Here is a 22,670-nt window from a genome sequence, read left to right on the forward strand (position 1 = left end):
TATGCTAGATGGGATGCTAATGATGGAGGGATCGAGATGAAACGAACGTTAATGCTATCACTATTCCTGACTCCACTGCTCCTGTCGGCGTGTGGAACAGAAGACGCACCGTCGGACACGAGTCAATCCGAGAATGTGACGACAACTACAAAAGACGAGTGGCAACGTGTGGGATCCGATGAAACGGTCTCCCACATCCACGGAGCTGGATTTTGGCAAGACGACGAACGTCTTGTCATCGCGACGCATGCCGGATTGATGGAATATCGAGAAGATGGTTGGTATACGCTGCCGACAAATCGCCATGACTACATGGGATTTGAAGTCGTCGAGGATGGATTTTATGCGAGCGGTCACCCCGATCGTCGGACAGATTTCAAAAATCCACTTGGGGTCATGCATGGAAAAAATCATGGGGCGGTACTCGAGAGTCGGTCGCTTGAAGGCGAGGCAGATTTCCACTATATGAGTGCCGGTTATGCCACAGGTACACTCTACGTTTATTTGGAGGAAGCGACCTCGGAGCTAGAGCCGGGATTTTATCGTTCCATCGATGGTGGGAAATCATTTGAACCGATGCAGGTACAAGGGATAGAGGAAGCGCAAGTGGCAGGAATCGTCGCCGATGCGACGGATGCGGAGCGCGTCTTCTTGTACGGGCCGTCCGGCATCCTCGTTTCGAATGACTCTGGAGATTCGTTCGAGCCACTTGTTGAAGCAGAACAAGTTGTCACGGTCGGAGCGGATGAGGGGCAGCTGGCATACGTACGACAGACAGATGGTTCTTTCGAAGGGGTTCGTTTCAACTTAGACGATGAGTCGACAGAGACGTTCAATCTTCCAGAGCTTCAAGCGGACGTTGTGCCAATCGAATTGGCAGTCAACGAGGAGCGCATGTTGCTTGTTACATCGGATAACAGCGTATATGAGTTTACAGACGGGGAATGGGAGATGCGCCTCGACAAAGGTGAGCTCAATTGATTAAAAGACGCCTTTCCATTATAGGATAGGCGTCTTTTTGTCGAGTGGAATCGTGACGGTGAAAGAAGTGCCCGATACATCAGACGTGACTGTCAATTCTCCACCGTGACGGTTGACGATTTGGTCAGCGATGGCGAGTCCGAGGCCGCTCCCGCCAGTCTGTCGGGACCGTGATTTTTCCACACGATACAGGCGGTCAAAAATGTGCGGTAAATCTTCTTCGGGAATGCCTTTCCCATTGTCTATAATGGTCAGGATCAGGTGAGTGTCCGTGACATTTGAACGCAGGGAGACATGTGAGGCCTCACTATGCTCAATCGCATTATGGGCGATTGAGCGGAAGACTTGGAGCATCCGGTGCCGATCCAATGTAAGAGCGATGTCTTGTTGTCCCGCGTTCGACGAAGCATCGAAGCGAATCGTCGTCATCCGGAACATTGTATCGAGCATTCGACGTAAGTCCGCACAAAACGTTGTGACGGTCACTTCTTCTCGATGCAATAAGAACGTGTTCTCATCGAGCTGTGCCAGTTGAAACGCATTTTCGACGAGTTCTGTGAGCGACCGGCTTTCATCTAAGATTGTCTGAATCGATTGCTTGCGTAACGATTCGGGCGTACTTTCTTTCGAAGCGATTTCGGCGTAACCCCTCAAGTACGTGAGAGGGGTCTTGATTTCATGCGATAGGTCGGATAAGAACTGACGACGTTCCCGCCGTAGTCTGGATAGTTCCACTGACATCGATTCGATGGCACGCGCTAATTCACCGATTTCGTCGACACGATTGGTCGGTAACTGTAAATCGTCTGGGTTTGTCAATACATTCTCCGTTGCTTGTTTTAATGATTGGATCGGTTTTGAAATCAATCGACTCAAGAGGATGAACGTCAAGACGGTCGTCACGAGCGCGATCGCTGTGATATATAGGAATCGCCACTGGAGCCGATGGCTAATTCCATGAATGATTTCAGTCGGTAAAAACATATAGACGTATCCATACCGTCTGTCGGTATCATCTGTGATTGGCGTACGAACGATCAAATACGGTTCGTTTTCCCAGTCGTTCTCTAGGACAGTCGTGTCGTCGAAGGAGCCAGTTTGTTTTTTCGAATCGACTGTATCGGCAAGGACTTGGGGAAAGAAGCGTGAAGTCTGAAGAAGATGATGCGTGGGATCAGTGATGGCGACTTTCGTATCGGTCTCACTTTCCATAGTCGCTACATGATCAATCGTCTCTTCGGAAAAATTCATTGCTAATACGCTCGCATGGCTCTCGGCCCGAGATTCAAGGCGATTGATTTCTTCTACAACACGTTCACCGAGAAGCGTGTGATAGAGGAGAAGAAACAACACACCTTCAATCAATAGGGTGGATAGAAGAAAGACGAGGCTGATGCGAAACGGTAGACTGTTACGACCTCGCTTCATCCGGAACGCTCCTCGGTCCATCGATAGCCACGTCCCCATACCGTCTTTAAATAATCATCAATCGGGAATCCTGCATCGCCTAACTTTTCTCGAATCATACGAATATGCGCATCAACGGTGCGTGGGTCGGATTCTGCAGAATAGGGCCAGACAAGGTCAAACAAATCTAGGCGGTTGAAGAGGCGATTCGGGTGCTGAAGGAACAATTTTAAGATGGCCGTCGCTTTTGGTGTGAGGACAATCTCTTGTTCTTCATACAAAACGCGTCCGCTCTCCTCATCGTAACGTAGTGGTCCGTATTGGATGTTGACGACACGGGTCCGGCGCAAGACGGCACGAATACGAGCGAGGAGCACGTTCCCATCGAACGGTTTGGTGACGTAATCATCCGCTCCAGCATCTAATCCTTGGATGGTCGTCTCATTGTCTGAACGTGCCGTCAACAAGACGACAGGTAATGCCGGATCCATCGTCTTTAACTGACGACAAAGTGAGATCCCATCTACTTCTGGCATCATAATATCTAAAAGGACGAGATCCGGTCGCTCTTCGATTTTGTCGAGTGCGGAACGGGCATCGCTCGCCTCGATGCAAAAGTAGCCGTCACTTTCAAGAAACAAACGAATCAAATGTCTCATTTTTTCTTCATCGTCTACGATGAGAATCTTCATCTTGCATTCCTCCTTCCTCTTATTATTATCGTTCCGTGTGCTTTGCGTGATTTCCTTCCATGGCGAAAAGAGTCTGTAGTTGTTCACGTGCGCGTTCGACGTCTCGACAGTAAATGACGGGTACTCTCGCGTCAATCGGTCGATCCGTGACGATGGCTACTGCACCATTTCGGATGGCGGCCCTCACTAAATCGACGCCACGTTCATTGATTGGGCGCTTGCATATATATAAAAACATTTTATTTATTTTTTCTGGTGTCGTTCCGATTCCGCGAATTGTCATTTCTTCCGGGTGATCGAGATAGGACCAAGATAAAACAGTATCAAGTGTTGCCAGTACGTCACGCAATGTCCGCTCTTGCATCATCGTTCTCCTTCCTTGCATGAACTCAATTTCACTAGTGTACCCGATGTTTGTGAAAAAGAAGTGAAAAGCGTTAAGAGTACGATTAGACGGAGAAATAGGCGGGTTTGAGTATAGAACAAGTAGGAAAAAGAGTTTTTATACGCACAATAAGAAAGGATGAATAAGATGAAACAGTACGGTAAATTTGGAATCATGATTGCGGTCTCGACATTCATTATGTATTGGCTCATGTATTTGAACGTGTTTCAGTTCAATCATATCTTCTTTAGTCAGACGAGGTTGTACATGGCACTCATCATGGGATCGGTCATGGCGTTCGTCATGCTTCTCTTCATGTGGGGGATGTATAAGAACAAAACAGTTAACTTTATCATCCTAGGGGTCAGTGCTCTCGTCTTCAGTGCCTCGCTTTGGCTCGTACGTAGCCAGACGACCGTCGATGATGTCAGTTGGATGAAAGCGATGATCCCTCACCACTCGATTGCCATTTTGACAAGTGAACGCGCTGAAATTGAAGACCCACGCGTGAAAGAATTGTCTGAAGAAATCATCAAGGCACAGCGCCGTGAAATTGAAGAGATGAAGCGATTGATTGAAGATTTAGAGGATGAAGAGGAGAACGCCGAGGAAAATCGTGAGTAACAGACATGCACAGTCGAAAACGGCTGTGCATTTTTTGTATGTTGAAAAGGAAAAATAAAGAAAGTAAGTTATAATTTGTTTTCCTTTATTTGAAATATAAATGACATATTTGTCGGTTCGTTTTGGTGGTAAAATTTTTTCAGTTAGATAATATAAAAAATAAAAATTTAAATACATAATTGAAAGGATTTACCACATCATGAAACGAAAGATGCTCTCTCTCTTTGCCGTTCTTCTCACAGTCGGAATCTTCACTCCGACAGGTACCCCGGCTGAAGCTGCTACCACGTATTATGTCAAAGTCATGACTAACAGTTTAAACGTCCGTTCGGGCCCGGGCACGACGTATGCAATCGTCGGCAGTGCGAAGTTGGGACAATCCTTCAAATATCTCGGCGTGAGCGGGGGATGGACAAAAATCAATTTCAACGGGACATCCCGCTACGTATCCAGTACATATGTGAAGAAGTACAGTGTCTCCACGCTTTCAACCACATCGACTGCGAATATGATCATCCCGACAAAAGGGACGTTGACACAAAAGTATGGTCCGGCGAGCGGGCAGTACGGTTATACGTTCCATAACGGTATCGACTTGGCTGCTCCAAGAGGAACACCGGTCGTGTCAGCCGCTTATGGAAAAGTCATCGTTTCTCGGAACTATGGGGCTTACGGTAACCACATCATGATGAGCCATCAGTTGAATGGACAAACATATATTACTGTATACGCACACCTTGATCGCCTCAATGTCGTTACAGGACAAACGTTAGCAAAAGGAGCAACGATTGGAACGGTCGGGAATACCGGTAACTCGTTCGGGAATCATCTCCACTTCGAAGTGCATCGGAACAGCTATGTGTATAGCAGTTCATCTCCTGCTAACAGTATCAATCCGTATACAATGTTTTGACATAAAAGCACGCGCTCTCAAACAATGGGAGCGCGTGCTTTTTGGTTAATGCCATGTCGTTTGTTTGTTTCGCTCGATTTGGTTGGCGGCAATGAGGCTGACACCAACGACGACACCGAACACCAATCCGAACAGGTTGTTGAAGAGTAACATGAGGATGATCCCGAAGACGAGACCGATACTCATGAGGCCAATCCGATCAAACATATTGAATCCCCTTTTCTGTAGTTGTGCACCTCAATGATTAACCGATTTTCAAAGAAAGAACACCGACGAAATGGACTGATTGATTCATTATACGTGTTTGGAAGAACCAGGTTTCGTTTTGTAGAAACTATAGAGGACGCTAATCAAGATGACGAGAACGATGGTTCCAAGAGACATCCAAATCGGCATCTTGTACACATCACCGAAAATCATCTTCGCCCCTATGAAGACGAGCATGAAGCTGAGACCGTGTTTCAAATAGTAGAAGCGGTCGATCAAGTTGGCGAGGACGAAGTAGAGACTACGAAGTCCGAGAATCGCCATGATGTTCGCATAGAAGATGATATACGGGTCACGTGAATACGCGAAACTCGCGGCGACCGAATCGACTGCGAAGACGATATCCGACAATTCGATGAAGATGAGCGCGATGAAGAGTGGCGTGAAGAACAACTTCCCATTGATGCGCTTCGTGAACTTCCCGGATGAGATGTCCTGTGTGATGGGGAGGCGTCGCTCGAGCCAACGAATCGTCTTGTTTTCTTCAAGTGACTCGTCTTTCCCGATATTCTTATACATCATCCATCCTGTATAAACGAGAAACGCTCCGAACACGTAGTAGACCCAACCGAAGTTTTCTAAAAGGGATACGCCAGCGACGATGAAGACAGCGCGGAAGAAAATCGCTCCGAGAATCCCCCAGAATAGTACCTTATGTTGATACTTGAGTGGGATGGCGAAATAGGCAAAAACAAGTGAGAAGACGAAGACATTATCAATCGCGAGTGCCTTTTCGATAAAGTAGACGCTCGCATATTCCGTTGCGGCTGTACTTCCTTGCGTGAAGAACAACCATCCTCCGAATGCGATGGCAATCCCAATCCAGACAAACGTCCATGTCCATGCTTCGCGGAGCGAGACTTCGTGCGCTTTACGGTGGAACACCCCGAGGTCAAGTGCGAGCATGAAGATGACGATGAGTAAGAACCCGATGAGTAGGGTCAACAACAATTCCTCCTTTTAAGGTCATATGAACTTCTATATATTTAATTTAAGTTCATAAGAACTCAAAGTCAAGCGTAAAAATCAAAAACCACTCGAAAAGGAGTGGTCAATGTGTAGAGCGTCTTCTTAACACTATGCGAGCCGTCCAACCGACAACAGCGATTATTGTGAATCCTAAAAACATATACATCACATGTGAATACATTTCGATATACCCTAACCAAACTTGCCAATTCTCGCCGACTACAACACCAATAAAAATGAGTACCGTATTCCAAATGAGCGTCCCGCATGTCGTCAACACGATAAATTGAAGGAACGGCATATTCGACATACCGGCTGGAATCGAAATCAAACTGCGTACGACGGGAACGAACCGACCGAAGAATACTAATTTTGGACCGAATCGATCAAACCAGCGATCAGCCATTCGAACATCTTCTATTTTCAGATAAATTCTTTTGCCGTAACGGGTGATGAATGACTCGAGACGTTCTCGGTCCAGTAAAAGTCCAATCCCATAAAGGACAACGGCACCGAGGAGTGCTCCGACTGTTGCCACAACAATCATCCAAATAGGATTGAGTGTGGTTGTAGTTGTGAAAAAACCGCCAAAAATTAAGATTAATTCGGATGGGATTGGGGGGAACACATTCTCAACAAAAATAAGAAACATGACTCCGAAATAACCAAACTGTTCAATGATTTGTTGAATCCATTGCTCCATACCGTGATCGTCTCCTACCTAATTCATATTCTCCATCAACAATAAGTCGAATGACGACGATTTGGACATCCATCCTAAGATGTAAAGTGTTTTCAAACGATTTTTTTTGATGTCACGAAAGAGTAATTTCAAGGTCAAACTCACTTGAAAGTGATTATTCTTACATATATCGCAGAAGTGACCACAAATATACGGAGTGACTTCGATGCGTGATTTTCTGAACTGCAAATTAAGTATGAAGAAACTAGGAATAAAAAAACTTATAAATAATCATATTCATTTCACAAAAATCATTCGGATAAATCTGACAATTTAAGTTAAAAAATTTTTTATGAAAAGTTATTTACAGTCATTTTGAATCGGAGTAACATCCATCTCATCAACTTCATACGTATTGTTGAAATCTTTTCGCCGAGTTCCGGAGACGGAAGCGGGGGACCCACTGTCCAATCTGGACTGGGGTGAATCCTCAAGTGAGGTAGGGCCAACCTAGGCAAGCCCGAATCCGACAGCTAACCTCGTAGGCGTTATTAGGGGGATCCGACTCATGCAGTGATATGCCACTGGAGCCGTTTCTTGCTCCTGTGGTTTTTTGTATATTTTTTAATGTTAAATAAAGTAAAAAAATGAAAAAAGAGGTTATTATATGGTTGATTTATTCGCAATTGCTTTACTCATTGGTTTAGTGGCGTCTATGAATGTGATGATTCGTTCGATTGATCGGATGCACTGGAATGAACAGGGGTGACGACATGTATATCGTGCTTTTAGCGATTGGAATTGGGTATCTCTCTTACTTAACCGTTGCATTACTAAAACCAGAAAAATTTTAAAGACAGAGGAGAATGACGAACGATGTGGGTTACATTCATCATCACGTTGAGTTTGCTCATCACAATCACGATGACAGCCAGTGCCATGTTAGGTGGCTATATTGGACGGCGGTTTGTACCGATTCAAGAACGACCAAACTATGTAGGGAAAGCGCTCGAGACGAGGATCACACGTCGCCTTCGAATAAATGAGCGTGAAAAGCAAACATGGTTTGGCTATGCAAAAGATTTTTTGACACTCAATTTACTATTTTTATTGATTGGTTATGTGTTGCTTCGCTTTCAAGGAGTGTTGCCCTTCAATCCGAATGGGGCCGTCAACTTAGACTGGCATCTAGCATTCCATACGGTCATCAGTTTTATGACCAATACAGACCAACAGCACTATTCAGGTGAGGCGCTCTCTCACTTATCACAGATGTTCGTCTTATCGACACTCATGTTCGTGGCGCCAACGATGGCATTGACGATGGCGCTGGCTTTCATTCGAGCGATTCTTGGAAAGCAGATTGGTCAGTTCTATTTCGACTTTGTACGCGTCATCGTGTACGTGCTCTTACCAATCAGCTTATTTTTCGGTATGTGGTTGATTGCGTTTGGTGTCCCACAAACCCTTAGTCCGAATGCTGTCGTCACAACGCTCGAAGGGGCGAGCCAAACGATTCAACGAGGACCGATCGCATCATTTGAGGTCATCAAACAGCTCGGGAATAACGGTGGGGGCTACTATGCGGTAAATGGTGCGCATCCATTTGAAAACCCAAGCAAGTGGACGAATTACATCCATCTTTTCTTGATGCTCTTATTACCGATGTCATTGCCGTTCATCTACGGGTCGATGGCGAAGAAACGAAAACAAGGATTCCTTTACTTTGGTGTCATGCTTTTCTTGTTCGTCATTGGAACAGTGGCCATGTACGCCACTTTGTACTCGAACCCCTCTTTACATGGACAAGAGATGCGCTTCGGGGCAATTGGTACAGCGCTTTACGGCGCGGTGACGACAGCTGCTGAGACTGGCGCAGTCAATGCAATGCACGACTCGCTTCCATCTCTTAGCGGCATCATCTTGATGGGAAACATGATGTTGAACGTTGTCTTTGGTGGGGTCGGTGCCGGTTTCATGAACTTGATGATGTATGTGATCATCACCATTTTTGTTGCGGCCCTCTTGATTGGACAGACGCCGACCGTGCTTGGCAAGAAAATCGAAGGACGCGAGATGAAACTTGTCGCGTTAACGCTTCTTGTCTCGCCACTTCTTATTTTAGGATTTACGGCTTTGGCGCTCGTCGTACAGCCAGGACAAGAGGCCATCACGAACGCTGGACCTCATGGGATTTCACAAATCTTGTATGAGTATATATCCGCTGTCGCCAACAACGGATCCGGATTCGAAGGTTTATTGGATGCGACTCCGTTTTGGAATATCACGGCAGGCTTTGCGATGTTCTTCGGTCGATATATTCCGCTTTTATTAATGGTGGCGATGGCAGGTAGTCTTCAAATGAAACCACGTGTCACGGACGATGGGGCACTTCGGACCGACACGCCGCTATTTACATCACTTCTGTTCGGTGTGATTGTCATTGTCGGTGCCTTGACCTTTTTACCAGTGTTGTTGCTTGGACCATTCGCCGAATGGCTCATGATACGTTGAACATAGGAGAGAATAGAAGATGAATGAACTAGAAAAACAGACACGCCGCTTTGACACGAGCTTGATTGTTCCTGCCATGTGGGACGGAGTCAAAAAACTAGATCCACGGACGATGGTGAAACAACCGGTCATGTTCCTCGTATGGGGCGGATTCTTATTATCGCTCGTTTATACGATGCTGTCGGACGAGATGCGAGGATTTCACTTGGCAGTGACGCTCATTTTGCTCGTCACGTTATGGTTCGCCAATTTTGCCGAAGCGATTGCAGAAGGACGAGGGAAGGCGCAGGCAGCTACCCTTCGAGCATCTAAAAATGATGTGATGGCACGTCGAATTGTGAAAGATGGGATTGAGGAAGTCGCTTCGTCGCTCCTTCGAAAAGGAGATATCGTCGAAGTGCGCGCCGGAGACTACCTGCCGGGAGACGGCGAAATTATCGCCGGGCTTGCTTCGATTGATGAATCTGCGATTACAGGAGAATCGGCGCCAGTGATTAAAGAGTCTGGCGGAGACTTCTCTTCCGTCATCGGGGGAACGCTTGTCGTCAGTGACCGGATTGAGGTCGAGATTACAAGCAACCCAGGTGAATCGTTCCTTGACCAGATGATTACCCTTGTCGAGGGCTCGAAACGTCAAAAAACACCGAATGAGATTGCCTTGTCCCTGCTTCTTGTTTCGCTCAGTATGATTTTCTTACTCGTCGTTTTGACACTCCCTGCGTTTACGAACTATCTCGGCTTCCAATTGTCACCACCCATTTTAATTGCACTTCTCGTTTGTCTCATTCCGACAACGATTGGTGGACTCTTATCCGCCATCGGGATTGCCGGGATGGACCGGGTCACGCGATTCAATGTCATTGCGATGAGCGGGAAAGCCGTTGAGGCGGCTGGAGACATTCGAACCATCATTTTAGATAAGACGGGGACCATCACGTTCGGAAACCGGATGGCATTTGAAGTTCTTCCAGTAGAAGGAATCACAGCTTCGCAAGCGCTTGGAGTCGCCGTCTTGACGTCTTTGGAAGACGAGACACCAGAGGGGCGCTCTGTATTGACGCTTGCAAAAGAACGCTGGGGAGAATTAGATGAGTCACCGAAACAAGATGCGGTGATCATTCCATTCAAAGCAGAAACACGTATGTCGGGACTCGACTTGGCAGACGGTCGACGTGTCCGAAAAGGTGCGGCGTCCGCCGTCATTAACTGGGTGAGTGCTCAAGGTGGGATGATTCCGAGCGACTTACAGGATCAAGTCGATGCGATTTCGAAAGAAGGCGGCACTCCGCTCGTCATCTCAGAAGATGCACGGATTGTCGGCGTGATTCACTTGAAAGATACGGTGAAACCGGGTATGCGTGAACGCTTCGATCGCTTGCGTCAGATGGGAATCAAGACCATCATGTGCACGGGAGATAATCCGTTGACGGCCGCGACGATTGCACGCGAAGCTGGTGTCGATGAATTCGTAGCGGAATGTAAACCAGAAGATAAGATTCGTGTCATCAAAGCAGAACAAAAAGCAGGTCATCTTGTCGCAATGACGGGGGACGGTACGAATGATGCCCCGGCGCTCGCACAGGCAGACGTCGGTCTCGCCATGAACTCGGGGACACAGGCCGCGAAAGAAGCGGCGAATATGATTGATTTAGATTCGGATCCGACCAAAATCATTGAAGTGGTCGAAATCGGTAAGCAGTTACTGATGACACGCGGGGCTTTGACGACGTTCTCGATTGCGAACGATGTGGCCAAATACTTCGCCATCTTGCCGGCTATGTTCGTTGCATTTATCCCAGAGATGGATTGGTTGAACGTGATGCGTCTCGGCTCACCTGAGTCAGCCATCTTGGCCGCACTTTTGTTCAATGCCTTGATCATCCCACTTCTCATTCCAGTTGCGATGAAAGGGGTTCGTTACGACCCGGTCGGTCCCGAGAAGTTGTTACGTCGAAATTTACTCGTTTATGGTGTCGGTGGTGTGATTGTCCCGTTTTTGGGAATCAAAGCGCTCGACATCGTCTTAAACTTATTCATGTGAGGTGGACCGAATGTCTTCTATAAAACAAGCAGGTATCGTCGTCAGTTTGACGATGATCTTATGCGGTGTGGCTTATCCACTCGCTTTAACAGTAGCAGGTCAGGCACTATTTCCGAGTCAAGCTGAAGGTAGTTTGATCGAACGCGATGGTGAACAGATTGGATCAAAGTGGATCGCACAACCTTTCGTTTCGGAAGGTTACTTCCACGGCCGACCAACAGCAGTCGATCAACTCACTGGTCAATCGGGCGGCGATAACATGGCAGAAAGTAATCCGGACCGTCCGAAACACGATCCCGAACTTGCGGGAGCGATTGAGACATCCGGATCTGGACTTGATCCGCATATCTCGATAGAACATGCGATGTTACAAGTCGATCGTATCAGCGACGCACGTTCGATGGCGACGGCTGAAGTCGAAGGCGTCATTCAAGACACGGCTGACGGTGAATCGTACGTCAATGTCTTGATGATGAATCTTGCACTAGATGAGTTGAACTGATGCGAGGCAAACTTCGACTTTATATCGGAGCCGCACCGGGTGTAGGCAAAACGTATAAAATGTTGGCAGATGCACGGGCTCGTCAGCAAGAAGGGGTCTCGGTCATGATTGGATTGATTGAGACACATGGACGAAACGAAACAGAGGCGATGATTGGCGATTTGCCAATCGTCCCTCTTCTTTCGCTATTTTATAAAGGACACGAACTGAAAGAGTTAGACGTCGAGACCATCTTATCGTTTCATCCTGATATCGTCCTCGTTGATGAGTTGGCTCATACGAATGCCCCAGGCTCAGTACGGGCAAAGCGATACCAGGACGTGCAGGTGTTGTTAGAGAACGGAATCAATGTATATGCGGCCGTTAATATTCAGCATTTTGAGAGTCTACTGTTGACCGTGAAAGGCATCACAGGCGTAGAGGTAAGAGAACGGATTCCAGATCTGTTCCTCAATCAGGCTGATGAAATTCTGCTCGTCGATGTGACACCGCAGACGTTACAAGAGCGGATGAGACAAGGGAAGATTTATCGACCGGACAAAATTGAACAAAGTCTGTCGTCATTTTTTACGCTGACCAATCTATCGAGTCTGCGTGAGATTGCGCTTCGACAAGTAGCGGATGAAGTCGATGATCAAGTCTATCGAACCCGAAAAAATGTGGTGTCTGATCCGACGCTCCTCCAAGAGCGGATCATGGTCTGTATTCAGCTCAATGACAATGCGAGACATTTGATCTATCGAGGATTTCGCATGGCGAGTCGACTCAAAGCGAAACTTTATATCTTGTCTGTCCTCCATGGTGAGGAGAGAAAATTGACACCTGAGCAGACTGCCATTCTAAAAGAAGTTCGAGAGCAAGGTGCATCATTCCAGGCAGAAGTGATTGTCTTGAATGTACCGAGGAAAGAACTAACGAAGAGTTTAACGACTACGGCACGAGAAAAACGCATTACCCAATTGATTCTTGGACAATCAGCAAGGACACGCTGGCAAGAAGTCATGCGCGGGTCGATTGTGAATGTCATCATGCGGGAATTGAAGCAGGTGGACATCCATATCGTCTCGGATCAAACGTGACAGGTGTGACGGGTCGTATGAACGGGAAGAGTGAATCATGCGAACAAAGGAGGGGTTTTATGAAATATTTAGTCACAGGAGCAACGGGGAAACTCGGCTCGAAAATTGTAGAGGAACTACTCAAGTCGATTGATGCGAGTGAGCTCGCTGTAAGTGTACGGAATCCGGAGAAGGCGGCGTCTCTTAAAGAGCGTGGCGTTGATGTGCGACATGGTGATTTTGATCAGCCAGACACACTCGATGAAGCGTTCAAAGGTGTTGAGCGTCTTTTGATCATCTCGGCAGATGGCGATAACGATACGCGGATTCGTCAACATACGAACGCGGTTGAGGCGGCGAAACGGGCAGGTGTTTCATTCATTGCCTACACGAGTCTAGCCGATGCGACAGACAGTGAGAACTTGATGGCACCTCCACATGTCGTCACAGAGGAAGCGATTGTCGAGTCCGGTATTCCACATGCGTTCTTACGGAACAACTGGTACTTAGAAAACGAGTTATCAAGCATTCAAGCGGTAATTGACGGGGCGCCATGGATCACGGCGGCTCGGGACGGTAAAGTCGGTTGGGCTCTACAACAAGATTATGCGGAAGCCGCATCGAATGTTCTGTTAAAAGAACAACAAGACAATGCGGTCTATGAACTATCAGGACCACTTCATACCCAGCAAGATCTTGTAGACGCGCTCAGTGAAGTGTTAGGTCGTGAAGTGATGATGCAGGAGTTGAGTCTCGAGGCATACGAAGAGACGATGCGCGGGGCTGGATTGCCAGAAGAAGTCGTTGCGATTCTTGCGGGGATTCAGCGAAGCATTCGTCAAGGAACGCTCGAAATTCATGAGAGTGACTTCGAACCGGTTCTCGGACGCCCGGTCACACCTCTTCAAGAAGGAATTCGTCAATTGCTCGACCGATAAGTAAAATGCCCTCGACCACTTGGTCGAGGGCATTTGTGTTAGGCGCGAGTGGCGTGATCCTCGAGTTGAGTCGTCACGTCTTCAAGCGAATTCGCGGTTAGAGCGAGTCGGTCCGACATCGAGCTGAGTTCTTTTTGAATGGCGACTTGCTCTTCCGTTGCTGCGGCAACATGGTGAATCTGTTGTTGAAGTTCATTCGCCGCATATTTCGTCGATTCAAGTCGTGTTTCGAGTGCTTCCATCTGTGTCGTGACCCGCTGGCGTGTCTCTTGAATCGAAGCAATTTGTTCGTCGATTTCTGATACATCTTCTGTAAGACGGCCAAAGACAGCCGTCACATCGTTCGTGACAGTTTGACAGTTTTCGGTCGCTTGTTTGAAAAGATGCGCTGATTTGGATACGACGGTCGTATCTTCCATCAATCCACCGAGGACTCGGGTCATCTCGGATGCATATTCACGCGATTGGACAGCGAGTTTCCCGACTTCGGAGGCGACAACGGCGAATCCTCGTCCAGCCTCACCGGCACGAGCCGCTTCAATAGATGCATTCAAGGCGAGCATGTTCGTCTGTTCACTGATCGAACCGACTTGTTGCAAGATTCCTTGGATTTCATTTGAACGATTCGACATCGTCGCAACAATCCGGTCGAGTTGTTCCGATTCGGTAATGATTTCTTGTACTTTTGTTTCCATTAGTCGCATGTCTTTGTTCCCAGCAAGGGCATCTTTAGCGATGCGCGAGGATGCTGCGGCCGTTTGGGCCATTCGTTCTTGAATGAGCGCTGTCAAAGACCGAATCGAGTGAATTTCATCTGCCCCTTGCACCATGGAGGCTTGTTGGGATGAAGCATGAGCGACAATCGGGTCGACCGTGACAGCGATTTGCTCACCAGATTCAAGAGACTGGTTAGCGGCAGATTCAAGCTCTTCGGCGTGACTGTTTAACGATTGAACGAGGGCGCTGACATCATGAATCGCTTGTTGTAACAACTGTCGTGTTTCTTGCTCCTGTGCCTCGGCATGTTGCGTCTCGTTATTACGGAAGTGGATTTGGGCGACAAGCACAACACTCAGAAGAATCAAGTACACGGCATGGACGAGTAGTAAACTGAACGGATAGTCGCTCGTTCCACAAATCATCTCAGGGATTAAAAAGTATCCGACTAGATGTTGCACAGCAAAGATTCCGGCACTATACAAAATCAAGTCGATGCGACGCATAAACGACAAAATCGCCAAGACGACAAAAATGGAGAAGTGATATTCAACAAGTCCTTGTCCTCCAGCAACGGTCGAGATGCTTGCGAAGGTGAGTGTCAGCATCATCCAATAAGGAAATGCTACGGATTCTCGCTTAACTGTGACGATCATCATTCCAAAGAAGACGATTGGAAGGGCGAACAAGACCCATGTTACTCCGGAGTACACGTAACCGTCCGCACCGTTTCGCAGAACCGTATACGCATAGGCAAAGTCCGTGAAACGATGTAGCAAATGGACAACAACCGACGTCATCACAATCAATAACGTCGTCAACAACATCAACTGATTTCTTTTAATCAAACTCATCATTCTTTCCTCACATTCTCGTGTTCATTTGTTGTAGCTCTATACATATCGGATGAATAGTATAGAAGTTTATATGAATTACATGTTCAAGGCACAAAAAAAGAGCATAAAGCTCTCCCTCATAAAATTTCAATTCAATCCAAGCCATTTTTTAACCGGTTCTCGGAAGATGTACGTCACGACAATCAAGCCGACGAAGACGAGCGCGGCAATGAAAATCGTGGTGACACTGCCTGAGGCGAGGCTCGCCCCGAGGAAGCTGTAGGCGAACGTACCTGGGATCATGCCGAGTACGGTCGCCGGTACGAAGGCGCGGAAACGAACACGTGAGATTCCACCGGCATAACTAAGTAAGTCAAAACTGACGAGCGGGATGAGCCGGAGGACAAATACATATAAAAAGCCACGACGCTCCATTTGTGTGAACAGTTTCTCTGACCATGGATAGCGGTCGACGTTGATGACCGAGCGCCCGAAAAAACGCCCCATCACATAACCGGTCGTCGCAGCGGCAGTTGCACCAATAATGATATAGAGGACACCTGGCCATACGCCGAACGCGAGTCCGGCTCCGAGTGAGAGGACGGATGTCGGTAAAAATGCGACCGGACCGATGGCATAAAGAAAAATAAAGAAGAGTGGACCCCAAAATCCAAACGACAAGACGATGTCCCGGATGTCAGACGGACGCAACTCATAGTGAAAATGGGTGATATAGAACAAAGATCCAAACACGAGAAGAAAGAGTGTGAGTTTGAGTGGTCGTGGCAAGTTGTCCGCTCCTTTCGTAACCGAATGTATCTGATGTTAGTATACTGCATCTCCATGCAACATAAATGCGAGCCGGCTTACAAAAGGTGTAACGAGCTGGAGCAAAGAGGCAGCTATCCGAATCGAAACTTAGGTCAATGCTTTCTAAACATTGCTTCATTTTTCACAAATTCGACACGATAAATAGAATGGGAGGGAAAATGATGAAAAATTTAAGCATGTCTAAGAAGTTTACCGTATTGATTTCATTATTCGTTGTGACACTCGTCATGATTTCAATGTTAAGCCATGTGTTGATTGGAAGAATGGCTGATGCCGGAGAAAAGATATACGAAGAGAGATTGATTCCGATTCGTGCCATTGGACAGTTGAGAACCGATAATCGTGCAATCGACAGTCACTTGTTAGAACTAATGTTGACGACCGAAAGTGCTCGAAATGAAGAGTTACAAAAAAATATTGAAGAGCGTCGGGAGAGTATGGTTACCGATCTCGAAGTATTTAATGATTCGATTTCGACAGAAGATCCTGAATTAATGAGTCGAATCGAAAAGTTGAATGAGGAGACGAACGCATATTTGGAAAGCATAGACGTCGTATTGCAACCTGCATTACGAAATGAAAATGAATCTGCTTACCGACAATATGGAACAGAATTACGACCAATTCGACTTGCGCTTGTTGAGACAGCGAAAGAAGTTATGGATCAATTGAATGTGGATGCGGAAACGGCCAGTGATACGATGCGGTCTGATCGAGAGCGTGCTGTGTTTATCTTTTGGGGTCTTGTCATTTTGGGAGCTGCGCTTTCAATTGGATTAGGCGTCTACATCACGCGCCTTGTGGTTGGTCCGGTGAAAGAATTGAACGTATTGATGAGTCGTGCCGGTGAAGGGGATTTGACAGTCAATAGCACATACACATCACGCGATGAAATCGGGGCGCTCGCACAGTCATTCAATCAGATGAAAGAAAGTTTACGAGAGTTGATTGGTGGAGTGACTTCGACTGCTGGGCGTGTGGCGACTTCATCGGACGATTTGAAAAATAACGTAGAAGAAACGACAAAAGCGACAGAGATGGTAGCTGTGACGATGGAAGAAATCGCTTCGGGTTCACTCCATCAGTTGAAACGGGTCAAGTCTTCAAATGGTACCCTTTCAGAATTGACGAATGGCATTCACCAAGTCTCTGATCGTGCTCAACAGATGACTGTATTATCGGAAGGGGCATTGGACAAAGTACAATCAGGGAATGAGCTAATCGAAACGCTTGAACATCAGCTTGAAGCGATGAATGAAAAAGTGAAGACGTTGCAACAAGTCATTGAGCAGCTTAATACTCGTTCTCAAGAGATTGGTACAATCAGTGGGACCATTTCAGGAATTGCAGAGCAAACGAACTTACTTGCATTAAATGCAGCAATCGAGGCAGCGCGCGCAGGAGATCAGGGACGTGGGTTTGCAGTCGTTGCTGCAGAAGTACGAAAACTTGCGGAAGAATCAGCCGATGCGACCAAACAAATTTCCTCTCTAATTCATCATACACAGACAGAAACAAAGCATGCCGTAGAGACGATGCATGTCGTAGAAGGTGATATGGGACAGAGTGTGACGAACGTGCGGCAGACAGGTGTTGCGTTTGATGAAATTAAAGTGGCCATTGAAGAAGTCGGGCAACAAATAGAAGAAGTGTCCAGTGCTGTACAAGAAATGGCGGCGGGAGCGACAGAAGTGTTGAACTCTGTGAATGAGATTCAAGGAATTACTGAATCGACTGCCACAGAAACAGAGAACACATCAGCAGCTACTGAAGAACAGATGGCATCAATGGAAGAAATTACGGCAGCCGCTCAAGAATTATCGAATATGGCGGATGAGATGCGAGAGATGACGAATCGATTTACTGTGTAAATGAAAAGAGTCCGAAAATTAGTCGGACTCTTTTTTATTATTTCGTTGTCCTTCGTAGTGCTGAATCCATTCCTCGACAGTCATCTTCTCGACGAGTTCTCCGACCAAGTCAAACGGGATTCGCTTCACGTTATTGAAACGGATACAGCTTTTCCCCATATCAAGTTTCGTCGGGACACGACTCGCATACTCCCGTTCGAACCAAGCGAGTAATTCAGGGTCGGCGTAAATGCCCATGTGATACAGTCCGACATGGCGCTTTTGCGCGATTACACTGATAAACGGTAGTGGCGTCCCCGGTGTGACATGATACCCGGACGGATATCGATCGAGTGGAACGACGTAATGGACACCATGTCCGTCCGTCGTTTTTTCAAATCCGCCAGGTAAATGATCATCGATGACCTCGAGCAGATGAATAAATGAATCGAGCCGTGCCTCGTCGACGAGTGCCGTCACATCCATCATGATTCGCCTCCTCGTAAGATCTTCTCCATTTTCTTTCCTTTTGCCAACTCATCGATGAGTTTGTCCAAATAACGGATCTCACGCATGAGTGGTTCTTCAACGTTCTCGACACGAACCCCACAGACGACACCTTTGATGAGGGCGCGGTCTTCATTCAGACGAGGTGCTGAAGCGAAAAACGTATCAAAATCGACTTGATTGGCTATCTGACGTTCGAGTCCGGTCTCATCGTAACCGGTCAACCATTCGATGATGGTGTCGACTTCTTCCTTCGTCCGTCCTTTGCGTTCGGCTTTGGCGACGTAGAGTGGATAAACGCTCGCGAAACTCGTGGTATAGATTCGGTGACCCATCTTTCATTCATCTCCTTCTTAGCGAAAATTCTTACTTCCATTCTCTCACAAATTACGATACGCTTATATAAAGTATTTTGTTGCATTTGCAACAAAAAAGCAGAGGTGTCTAATGATGCATGACCATTTACGAGAGATCGGGATGATTGCGCGTGCCCTCGATTCAATCAGCAACATTGAATTCAAGGCACTCGGTTTAGAAAAAGGGAAGTACTTGTACATCGTTAGGATTTTTGAACACCCAGGTATCATTCAAGAACGGCTAGCAGAGTTGATTAAGGTAGACAGGACGACCGCCGCACGTGCCATCAAGAAACTGGAGCAAGAAGGATGGATTGAGAGGCGACCAGATCTTGATAATCAGAAAATCAGACGTTTATACGTGACGGAGAAAGGAGAGGTATTGTACCCGCTCATCATTCGCGAACACGAATATTCTACATCGGTCGCATTATCAGGATTCGACGAGAAAGAAAGTGAGGAGTTGTTACGCCTTTTGAAAAAAGTACGACGTAATGTTGAAACAGATTGGACCGAAGTGAAGAAAGGCAAGTATCGAGAATACTGAGAGGAGCGAGAACATGATTGAAATCTCAAAAGTGACAGACGTAGAAGCCTTACGTCACATTAGCATCCAGACATTTACGGAGACGTTCGCACGTCACAACACAGAAGAACATTTGAACGCTTACTTAGAAAAAGCGTATGCGCCTGAGCAGTTGCAGCATGAGTTGGCACATCCCGATTCTTATTTTTATTTTGCACATGTAAAAGGTGAGTTGGCAGGCTATTTGAAAGTGAACGTACGCGATGCTCAATCTGAACCGATGGGCGAAGATGCGATTGAAATCGAACGAATCTACGTATTAGAAGCGTTTCAAGGTCAAGGGGTGGGGAAAGCGTTATTTACTCAAGCAACCGAATTGACGAAGGAACTACACAAACGAAAGATGTGGCTCGGCGTATGGGAACACAATGAAAGAGCGATTCAATTTTATCGACGAAACGGGTTCGGACAAACGGGTGTCCACACATTCTTTATGGGAGAGGATGCACAAAACGACCTCATTTTCATGAGGCCGTTCACGGACTAAAGCCATTCTGACAAGTTGTTCAAGTTCGGATAGATGGCATCTGGTTCTATATCAAATGCTTCAAATGGTAAGTCATTCCGATTGATCCAGACCGCATGGAAGCCAAAGTTTTTCGCCCCGGCGATGTCCCATCCGTTCGACGATAAGAAGAGCACCTCGTCACGACGAAGACCAGACGTTTTGAACCAATTCATGTAGGCGGCAGGCGTCGGTTTAGGTTGTTTGATGCCGTCGACGCTGACAACCTCATCAAAATAATCGGTGAGACCGGCGTTGTGAAGCAATGCCTTAAGCATCTCGTCCGTCCCGTTTGAGAGAATGACGGTCTTCACGTCATGCATCTCTTTTAGGACCGATTCGATCTCCTTATACGGGGTGAGGTGCGCATACGATGCAGTCAGACGTTGTTCGATTTCCTTTGTGAATGGTGCGTCATGCACGGCTAATGCGTAACGGAGTGCGTCCCGGGTCACTGTATCGAAATCTTCATAGCGTCCCATCATGTGCCGCCAAAAGAAATACTCAAGTTGTTTCGTCCGCCACACTTGGCTGATGGCTGCTCCCTTTTCAGGGAACTCTTGTTCACAGGCATCCTTCACCGAATGGACGTCGAATAAGGTGCCGTATACGTCAAAGACGATGGCTTTAATCGTTGGTTTCATAAATAACATCCCTCCTTCTGTGTCGTTATACCCGTCTTGTTCAGAATATAATAGGAGAAAGGGGGTTCGACATGTATATTCCAAAACAATATTCCGTCACAGAGCGAGCAGAGATTTATACATTTCTTCATGCCAATCCGTTCGGCACGATTGTGACGCATGACGGGGATAAGCCGATTGCGACGCACGTCCCGTTACGATTCGATGAGGCGAACGGTCAACTGACGACCCATGTCGCAAAAGCGAATCCGCAGTGGCGAACAATTGAAGATCAAACCGTTCTTGTCATCTTTCAAGGACCAAGTGCTTACGTGTCAGCGTCATGGTATGGCCATGAGGACGTCTCGACATGGAACTATCAAGCCATACACGTGTATGGACGTGCGACGATTCTCAATGAAAACGAGTTGGTTGAGGAACTAGCCGGATTACTTCACGAGCATGAAGGCGAACGTGAGCATGCGGTGCGTTGGGATGCATTATCCGAACCGGTGAAGCGACAAATGAACGGCGTCGTCGGGTTTCGGATCGACATCACCGATATGCAGGCGACGTTCAAGTTAAGCCAAAACCGAAACGACGTGGACCATGAACGGATCGTATCGGAGCTTGAAAAACAAGATGAACCGATCGCGGACGTCATGCGACAACATCGAAAGTCCTGATAAACCTGTCCTAAAACGACAGGTTTTTTCATTTTTCTATATCGAATAGCAGTTGACACGAAGGAATAGCAAGTCTATACTCATAACTGATAATGATTATCAGTATCGAGAAAATAGAGAAGTTGAAAAAGGAGAAGAAACACGTGAACAAGACAATGAAGAAGTGGTTACATATGTTTATTTTTGCTTCAGCGTTTGCACTCATCTTAGCCGGCTGTGGTTCGGAAGAAGCTGAGAACGCTTCCACGAACGAAGGGACGGAAGAGTCAGCAGAAGGATATCCAATCACAATCGAGCATGCGTTCGGTGAGACTGTCATCGAAGAAAAACCAGAGCGTGTCGCAACGATTTCGTGGGGAAACCATGACGTCGCACTTGCACTCGATGTCGTACCGGTCGGATTCTCAGCTGCGAACTACGGTGTCCAAGATGATAGCGGGATGCTCCCATGGACAGCAGAGAAGTTGACAGCGCTTGGCGAAGAGAACCCGAACATCTATCAAGACACGGACGGATTAGACTTTGAAGCAATCGCAGATTCAAATCCAGATGTCATCTTGGCCGCCTACTCAGGCATCACGCAAGAAGACTATGACACGCTTAGCCAAATCGCACCGGTCGTGGCATATCAAGAAACACCTTGGGTCACGTCATGGCAAGACATGGTTCGTTATGACTCACTCGCAATGGGACTTGGTGAAGAAGGCGAACAGTTAATCAAAGACACGGAGCAGTTGATTACTGACAAAGCGACAGCCGTTCCTGAGATTGCTGGAAAGAAAGCCGCTTTCGTCTCGATGAGCGCAGAAGATCTTTCAAAATTCTATATCTATACAACAGGTGATCCTCGTGGTGCCTTCATCGAAGAACTCGGCATGGAGTACCCACAAAACATTGTCGACGAAGCTGAAAAAGCAAATAGCTTCTATCTCGAGCTCAGCAAAGAGAACGCCGACATTTTGAACGACGTCGACATCTTCGTCACATACGGAAATGAAGACACGTTGAAGGCGCTTCAAGCAGACCCGCTCTACAGTAAAGTACCAGCCATCGAACGCGGATCGGTCGTATTGATTGAAGACAATACGCCACTCGCAGCGGCTGGGACACCGACGCCACTCTCGATTGAATATACGATTGATGAGTACGTTTCACGCGTATCGGATGCCCTTGCGAAAGTAAAATGATGCAAAATCAGGT

25 protein-coding genes and 1 riboswitch are annotated in these 22,670 nt (G+C 47.0%); of the genes, 14 read left to right on the forward strand and 11 right to left on the reverse strand.

The genetic code is table 11. The features are described from left to right. The first annotated feature begins 36 nt into the window (after positions 1-36). A complete protein-coding gene (locus KNO79_RS01645; protein ID WP_214690446.1) occupies positions 37-981 on the forward strand; it encodes a F510_1955 family glycosylhydrolase in 945 nt (314 codons plus the stop codon). Positions 982-999: 18 nt separating this feature from the next. Here KNO79_RS01645 and KNO79_RS01650 read toward each other — a convergent pair whose 3' ends face one another. From KNO79_RS01650 to KNO79_RS01660, 3 genes are read right to left on the reverse strand one after another with little or no spacing between them, the layout of a single operon-like run. Beyond that, complete coding sequence (locus KNO79_RS01650; protein WP_214690447.1) at positions 1,000-2,409, reverse strand: sensor histidine kinase; 1,410 nt, start codon at positions 2,407-2,409, stop codon at positions 1,000-1,002. Next, positions 2,406-3,080 carry a response regulator transcription factor gene (locus KNO79_RS01655; RefSeq protein WP_012727305.1) on the reverse strand — a complete coding sequence of 225 codons (675 nt, stop codon included), beginning with the start codon at positions 3,078-3,080 and terminating at the stop codon, positions 2,406-2,408. The genes KNO79_RS01650 and KNO79_RS01655 overlap by 4 nt, the downstream gene beginning before the upstream one ends. A 25-nt stretch (positions 3,081-3,105) precedes the next feature. Next, positions 3,106-3,444 carry a hypothetical protein gene (locus KNO79_RS01660; protein ID WP_214690448.1) on the reverse strand — a complete coding sequence of 113 codons (339 nt, stop codon included), beginning with the start codon at positions 3,442-3,444 and terminating at the stop codon, positions 3,106-3,108. 168 nt (positions 3,445-3,612) lie between these two features. Here KNO79_RS01660 and KNO79_RS01665 point away from each other — a divergent pair, with 168 nt between their 5' ends. Beyond that, positions 3,613-4,089: a DUF305 domain-containing protein gene (locus tag KNO79_RS01665; protein WP_074035791.1), complete on the forward strand. Its 477-nt coding sequence runs from the start codon at positions 3,613-3,615 to the stop codon at positions 4,087-4,089. Between the two features lie 199 nt (positions 4,090-4,288). After that, a complete protein-coding gene (locus KNO79_RS01670; protein WP_214690449.1) occupies positions 4,289-5,002 on the forward strand; it encodes a peptidoglycan DD-metalloendopeptidase family protein in 714 nt (237 codons plus the stop codon). Between the two features lie 45 nt (positions 5,003-5,047). Here KNO79_RS01670 and KNO79_RS01675 read toward each other — a convergent pair whose 3' ends face one another. From KNO79_RS01675 to KNO79_RS01685, 3 genes are all read right to left on the reverse strand, one after another. After that, positions 5,048-5,209, reverse strand: a complete 162-nt coding sequence (locus KNO79_RS01675) for a hypothetical protein (RefSeq protein WP_214690450.1) — start codon at positions 5,207-5,209, stop codon at positions 5,048-5,050. 87 nt (positions 5,210-5,296) lie between these two features. Beyond that, positions 5,297-6,214: a TerC family protein gene (locus KNO79_RS01680; RefSeq protein WP_159562943.1), complete on the reverse strand. Its 918-nt coding sequence runs from the start codon at positions 6,212-6,214 to the stop codon at positions 5,297-5,299. Between the two features lie 106 nt (positions 6,215-6,320). Then, entirely contained in the window at positions 6,321-6,941 is a 621-nt protein-coding gene (locus KNO79_RS01685) for a DedA family protein (RefSeq protein ID WP_214690451.1), read from the reverse strand. A 399-nt stretch (positions 6,942-7,340) separates the two neighbouring features. Continuing rightward, a riboswitch (cyclic di-AMP (ydaO/yuaA leader) is annotated at positions 7,341-7,483 on the forward strand. Between the two features lie 210 nt (positions 7,484-7,693). Between KNO79_RS01685 and KNO79_RS15685 the strand changes: the two genes are divergently transcribed. Genes KNO79_RS15685 through KNO79_RS01715 form a run of 6 tightly spaced genes read left to right on the forward strand, consistent with a single transcriptional unit; the run spans position 7,694 to position 13,973 of the window. After that, positions 7,694-7,774, forward strand: coding sequence for a potassium-transporting ATPase subunit F (locus tag KNO79_RS15685; RefSeq protein WP_353047469.1), 81 nt, complete (start codon positions 7,694-7,696; stop codon positions 7,772-7,774). A 22-nt stretch (positions 7,775-7,796) separates the two neighbouring features. Then, positions 7,797-9,434 (forward strand): potassium-transporting ATPase subunit KdpA, encoded by a 1,638-nt coding sequence (gene kdpA, locus KNO79_RS01695; protein ID WP_214690452.1) that lies wholly within the window; start codon positions 7,797-7,799, stop codon positions 9,432-9,434. A 19-nt stretch (positions 9,435-9,453) separates the two neighbouring features. Beyond that, positions 9,454-11,475 carry a potassium-transporting ATPase subunit KdpB gene (gene kdpB / locus KNO79_RS01700; protein ID WP_159562939.1) on the forward strand — a complete coding sequence of 674 codons (2,022 nt, stop codon included), beginning with the start codon at positions 9,454-9,456 and terminating at the stop codon, positions 11,473-11,475. Positions 11,476-11,485: 10 nt separating this feature from the next. Further along, entirely contained in the window at positions 11,486-11,977 is a 492-nt protein-coding gene (locus KNO79_RS01705) for a potassium-transporting ATPase subunit C (RefSeq protein WP_214690453.1), read from the forward strand. Then, positions 11,977-13,056, forward strand: a complete 1,080-nt coding sequence (locus tag KNO79_RS01710; RefSeq protein ID WP_196431241.1) for a universal stress protein — start codon at positions 11,977-11,979, stop codon at positions 13,054-13,056. Before KNO79_RS01705 ends, KNO79_RS01710 begins: the two co-directional genes overlap by 1 nt. A gap of 59 nt (positions 13,057-13,115) precedes the next feature. Next, positions 13,116-13,973: an SDR family oxidoreductase gene (locus tag KNO79_RS01715; protein ID WP_196431240.1), complete on the forward strand. Its 858-nt coding sequence runs from the start codon at positions 13,116-13,118 to the stop codon at positions 13,971-13,973. A 38-nt stretch (positions 13,974-14,011) separates the two neighbouring features. On the opposite strand, the gene KNO79_RS01720 is transcribed toward KNO79_RS01715, so the two are convergent. Then, positions 14,012-15,544 carry a methyl-accepting chemotaxis protein gene (locus KNO79_RS01720; RefSeq protein WP_214690454.1) on the reverse strand — a complete coding sequence of 511 codons (1,533 nt, stop codon included), beginning with the start codon at positions 15,542-15,544 and terminating at the stop codon, positions 14,012-14,014. A 129-nt stretch (positions 15,545-15,673) separates the two neighbouring features. Beyond that, positions 15,674-16,315 (reverse strand): TVP38/TMEM64 family protein, encoded by a 642-nt coding sequence (locus KNO79_RS01725; protein ID WP_012727289.1) that lies wholly within the window; start codon positions 16,313-16,315, stop codon positions 15,674-15,676. 203 nt (positions 16,316-16,518) lie between these two features. Here KNO79_RS01725 and KNO79_RS01730 point away from each other — a divergent pair, with 203 nt between their 5' ends. Beyond that, positions 16,519-18,228 carry a methyl-accepting chemotaxis protein gene (locus tag KNO79_RS01730; protein ID WP_196431238.1) on the forward strand — a complete coding sequence of 570 codons (1,710 nt, stop codon included), beginning with the start codon at positions 16,519-16,521 and terminating at the stop codon, positions 18,226-18,228. Between the two features lie 18 nt (positions 18,229-18,246). Here the strand turns inward: KNO79_RS01730 and KNO79_RS01735 are convergent, their stop codons facing one another. Together KNO79_RS01735 and KNO79_RS01740 are read right to left on the reverse strand one after the other, a co-directional pair. Continuing rightward, entirely contained in the window at positions 18,247-18,696 is a 450-nt protein-coding gene (locus tag KNO79_RS01735; protein ID WP_159562934.1) for a DUF1801 domain-containing protein, read from the reverse strand. Then, positions 18,693-19,049 (reverse strand): DUF2200 domain-containing protein, encoded by a 357-nt coding sequence (locus tag KNO79_RS01740; protein WP_012727286.1) that lies wholly within the window; start codon positions 19,047-19,049, stop codon positions 18,693-18,695. Before KNO79_RS01740 ends, KNO79_RS01735 begins: the two co-directional genes overlap by 4 nt. Before the next feature lie 115 nt (positions 19,050-19,164). Between KNO79_RS01740 and KNO79_RS01745 the strand changes: the two genes are divergently transcribed. Both KNO79_RS01745 and KNO79_RS01750 read left to right on the forward strand, forming a co-directional pair. After that, on the forward strand, positions 19,165-19,617 hold the full coding sequence (locus KNO79_RS01745) for a MarR family winged helix-turn-helix transcriptional regulator (protein ID WP_159562933.1): 453 nt from the start codon (positions 19,165-19,167) through the stop codon (positions 19,615-19,617). Positions 19,618-19,630: 13 nt separating this feature from the next. Beyond that, positions 19,631-20,143 carry a GNAT family N-acetyltransferase gene (locus tag KNO79_RS01750; RefSeq protein WP_074035808.1) on the forward strand — a complete coding sequence of 171 codons (513 nt, stop codon included), beginning with the start codon at positions 19,631-19,633 and terminating at the stop codon, positions 20,141-20,143. Here the strand turns inward: KNO79_RS01750 and KNO79_RS01755 are convergent. Continuing rightward, positions 20,140-20,805, reverse strand: coding sequence for a haloacid dehalogenase type II (locus KNO79_RS01755; protein WP_074035810.1), 666 nt, complete (start codon positions 20,803-20,805; stop codon positions 20,140-20,142). The genes KNO79_RS01750 and KNO79_RS01755 overlap by 4 nt on opposite strands. Before the next feature lie 71 nt (positions 20,806-20,876). Between KNO79_RS01755 and KNO79_RS01760 the strand changes: the two genes are divergently transcribed. Together KNO79_RS01760 and KNO79_RS01765 are read left to right on the forward strand one after the other, a co-directional pair. Next, complete coding sequence (locus KNO79_RS01760) at positions 20,877-21,470, forward strand: FMN-binding negative transcriptional regulator (RefSeq protein ID WP_214690455.1); 594 nt, start codon at positions 20,877-20,879, stop codon at positions 21,468-21,470. Positions 21,471-21,625: 155 nt separating this feature from the next. Further along, positions 21,626-22,657 carry an iron-siderophore ABC transporter substrate-binding protein gene (locus KNO79_RS01765; RefSeq protein WP_168169901.1) on the forward strand — a complete coding sequence of 344 codons (1,032 nt, stop codon included), beginning with the start codon at positions 21,626-21,628 and terminating at the stop codon, positions 22,655-22,657. The last annotated feature ends 13 nt before the right edge of the window (positions 22,658-22,670 follow it).

This window comes from Exiguobacterium sp. s43 (assembly GCF_018617255.1).
Taxonomy (GTDB): Bacteria; Bacillota; Bacilli; order Exiguobacteriales; family Exiguobacteriaceae; genus Exiguobacterium; species Exiguobacterium profundum.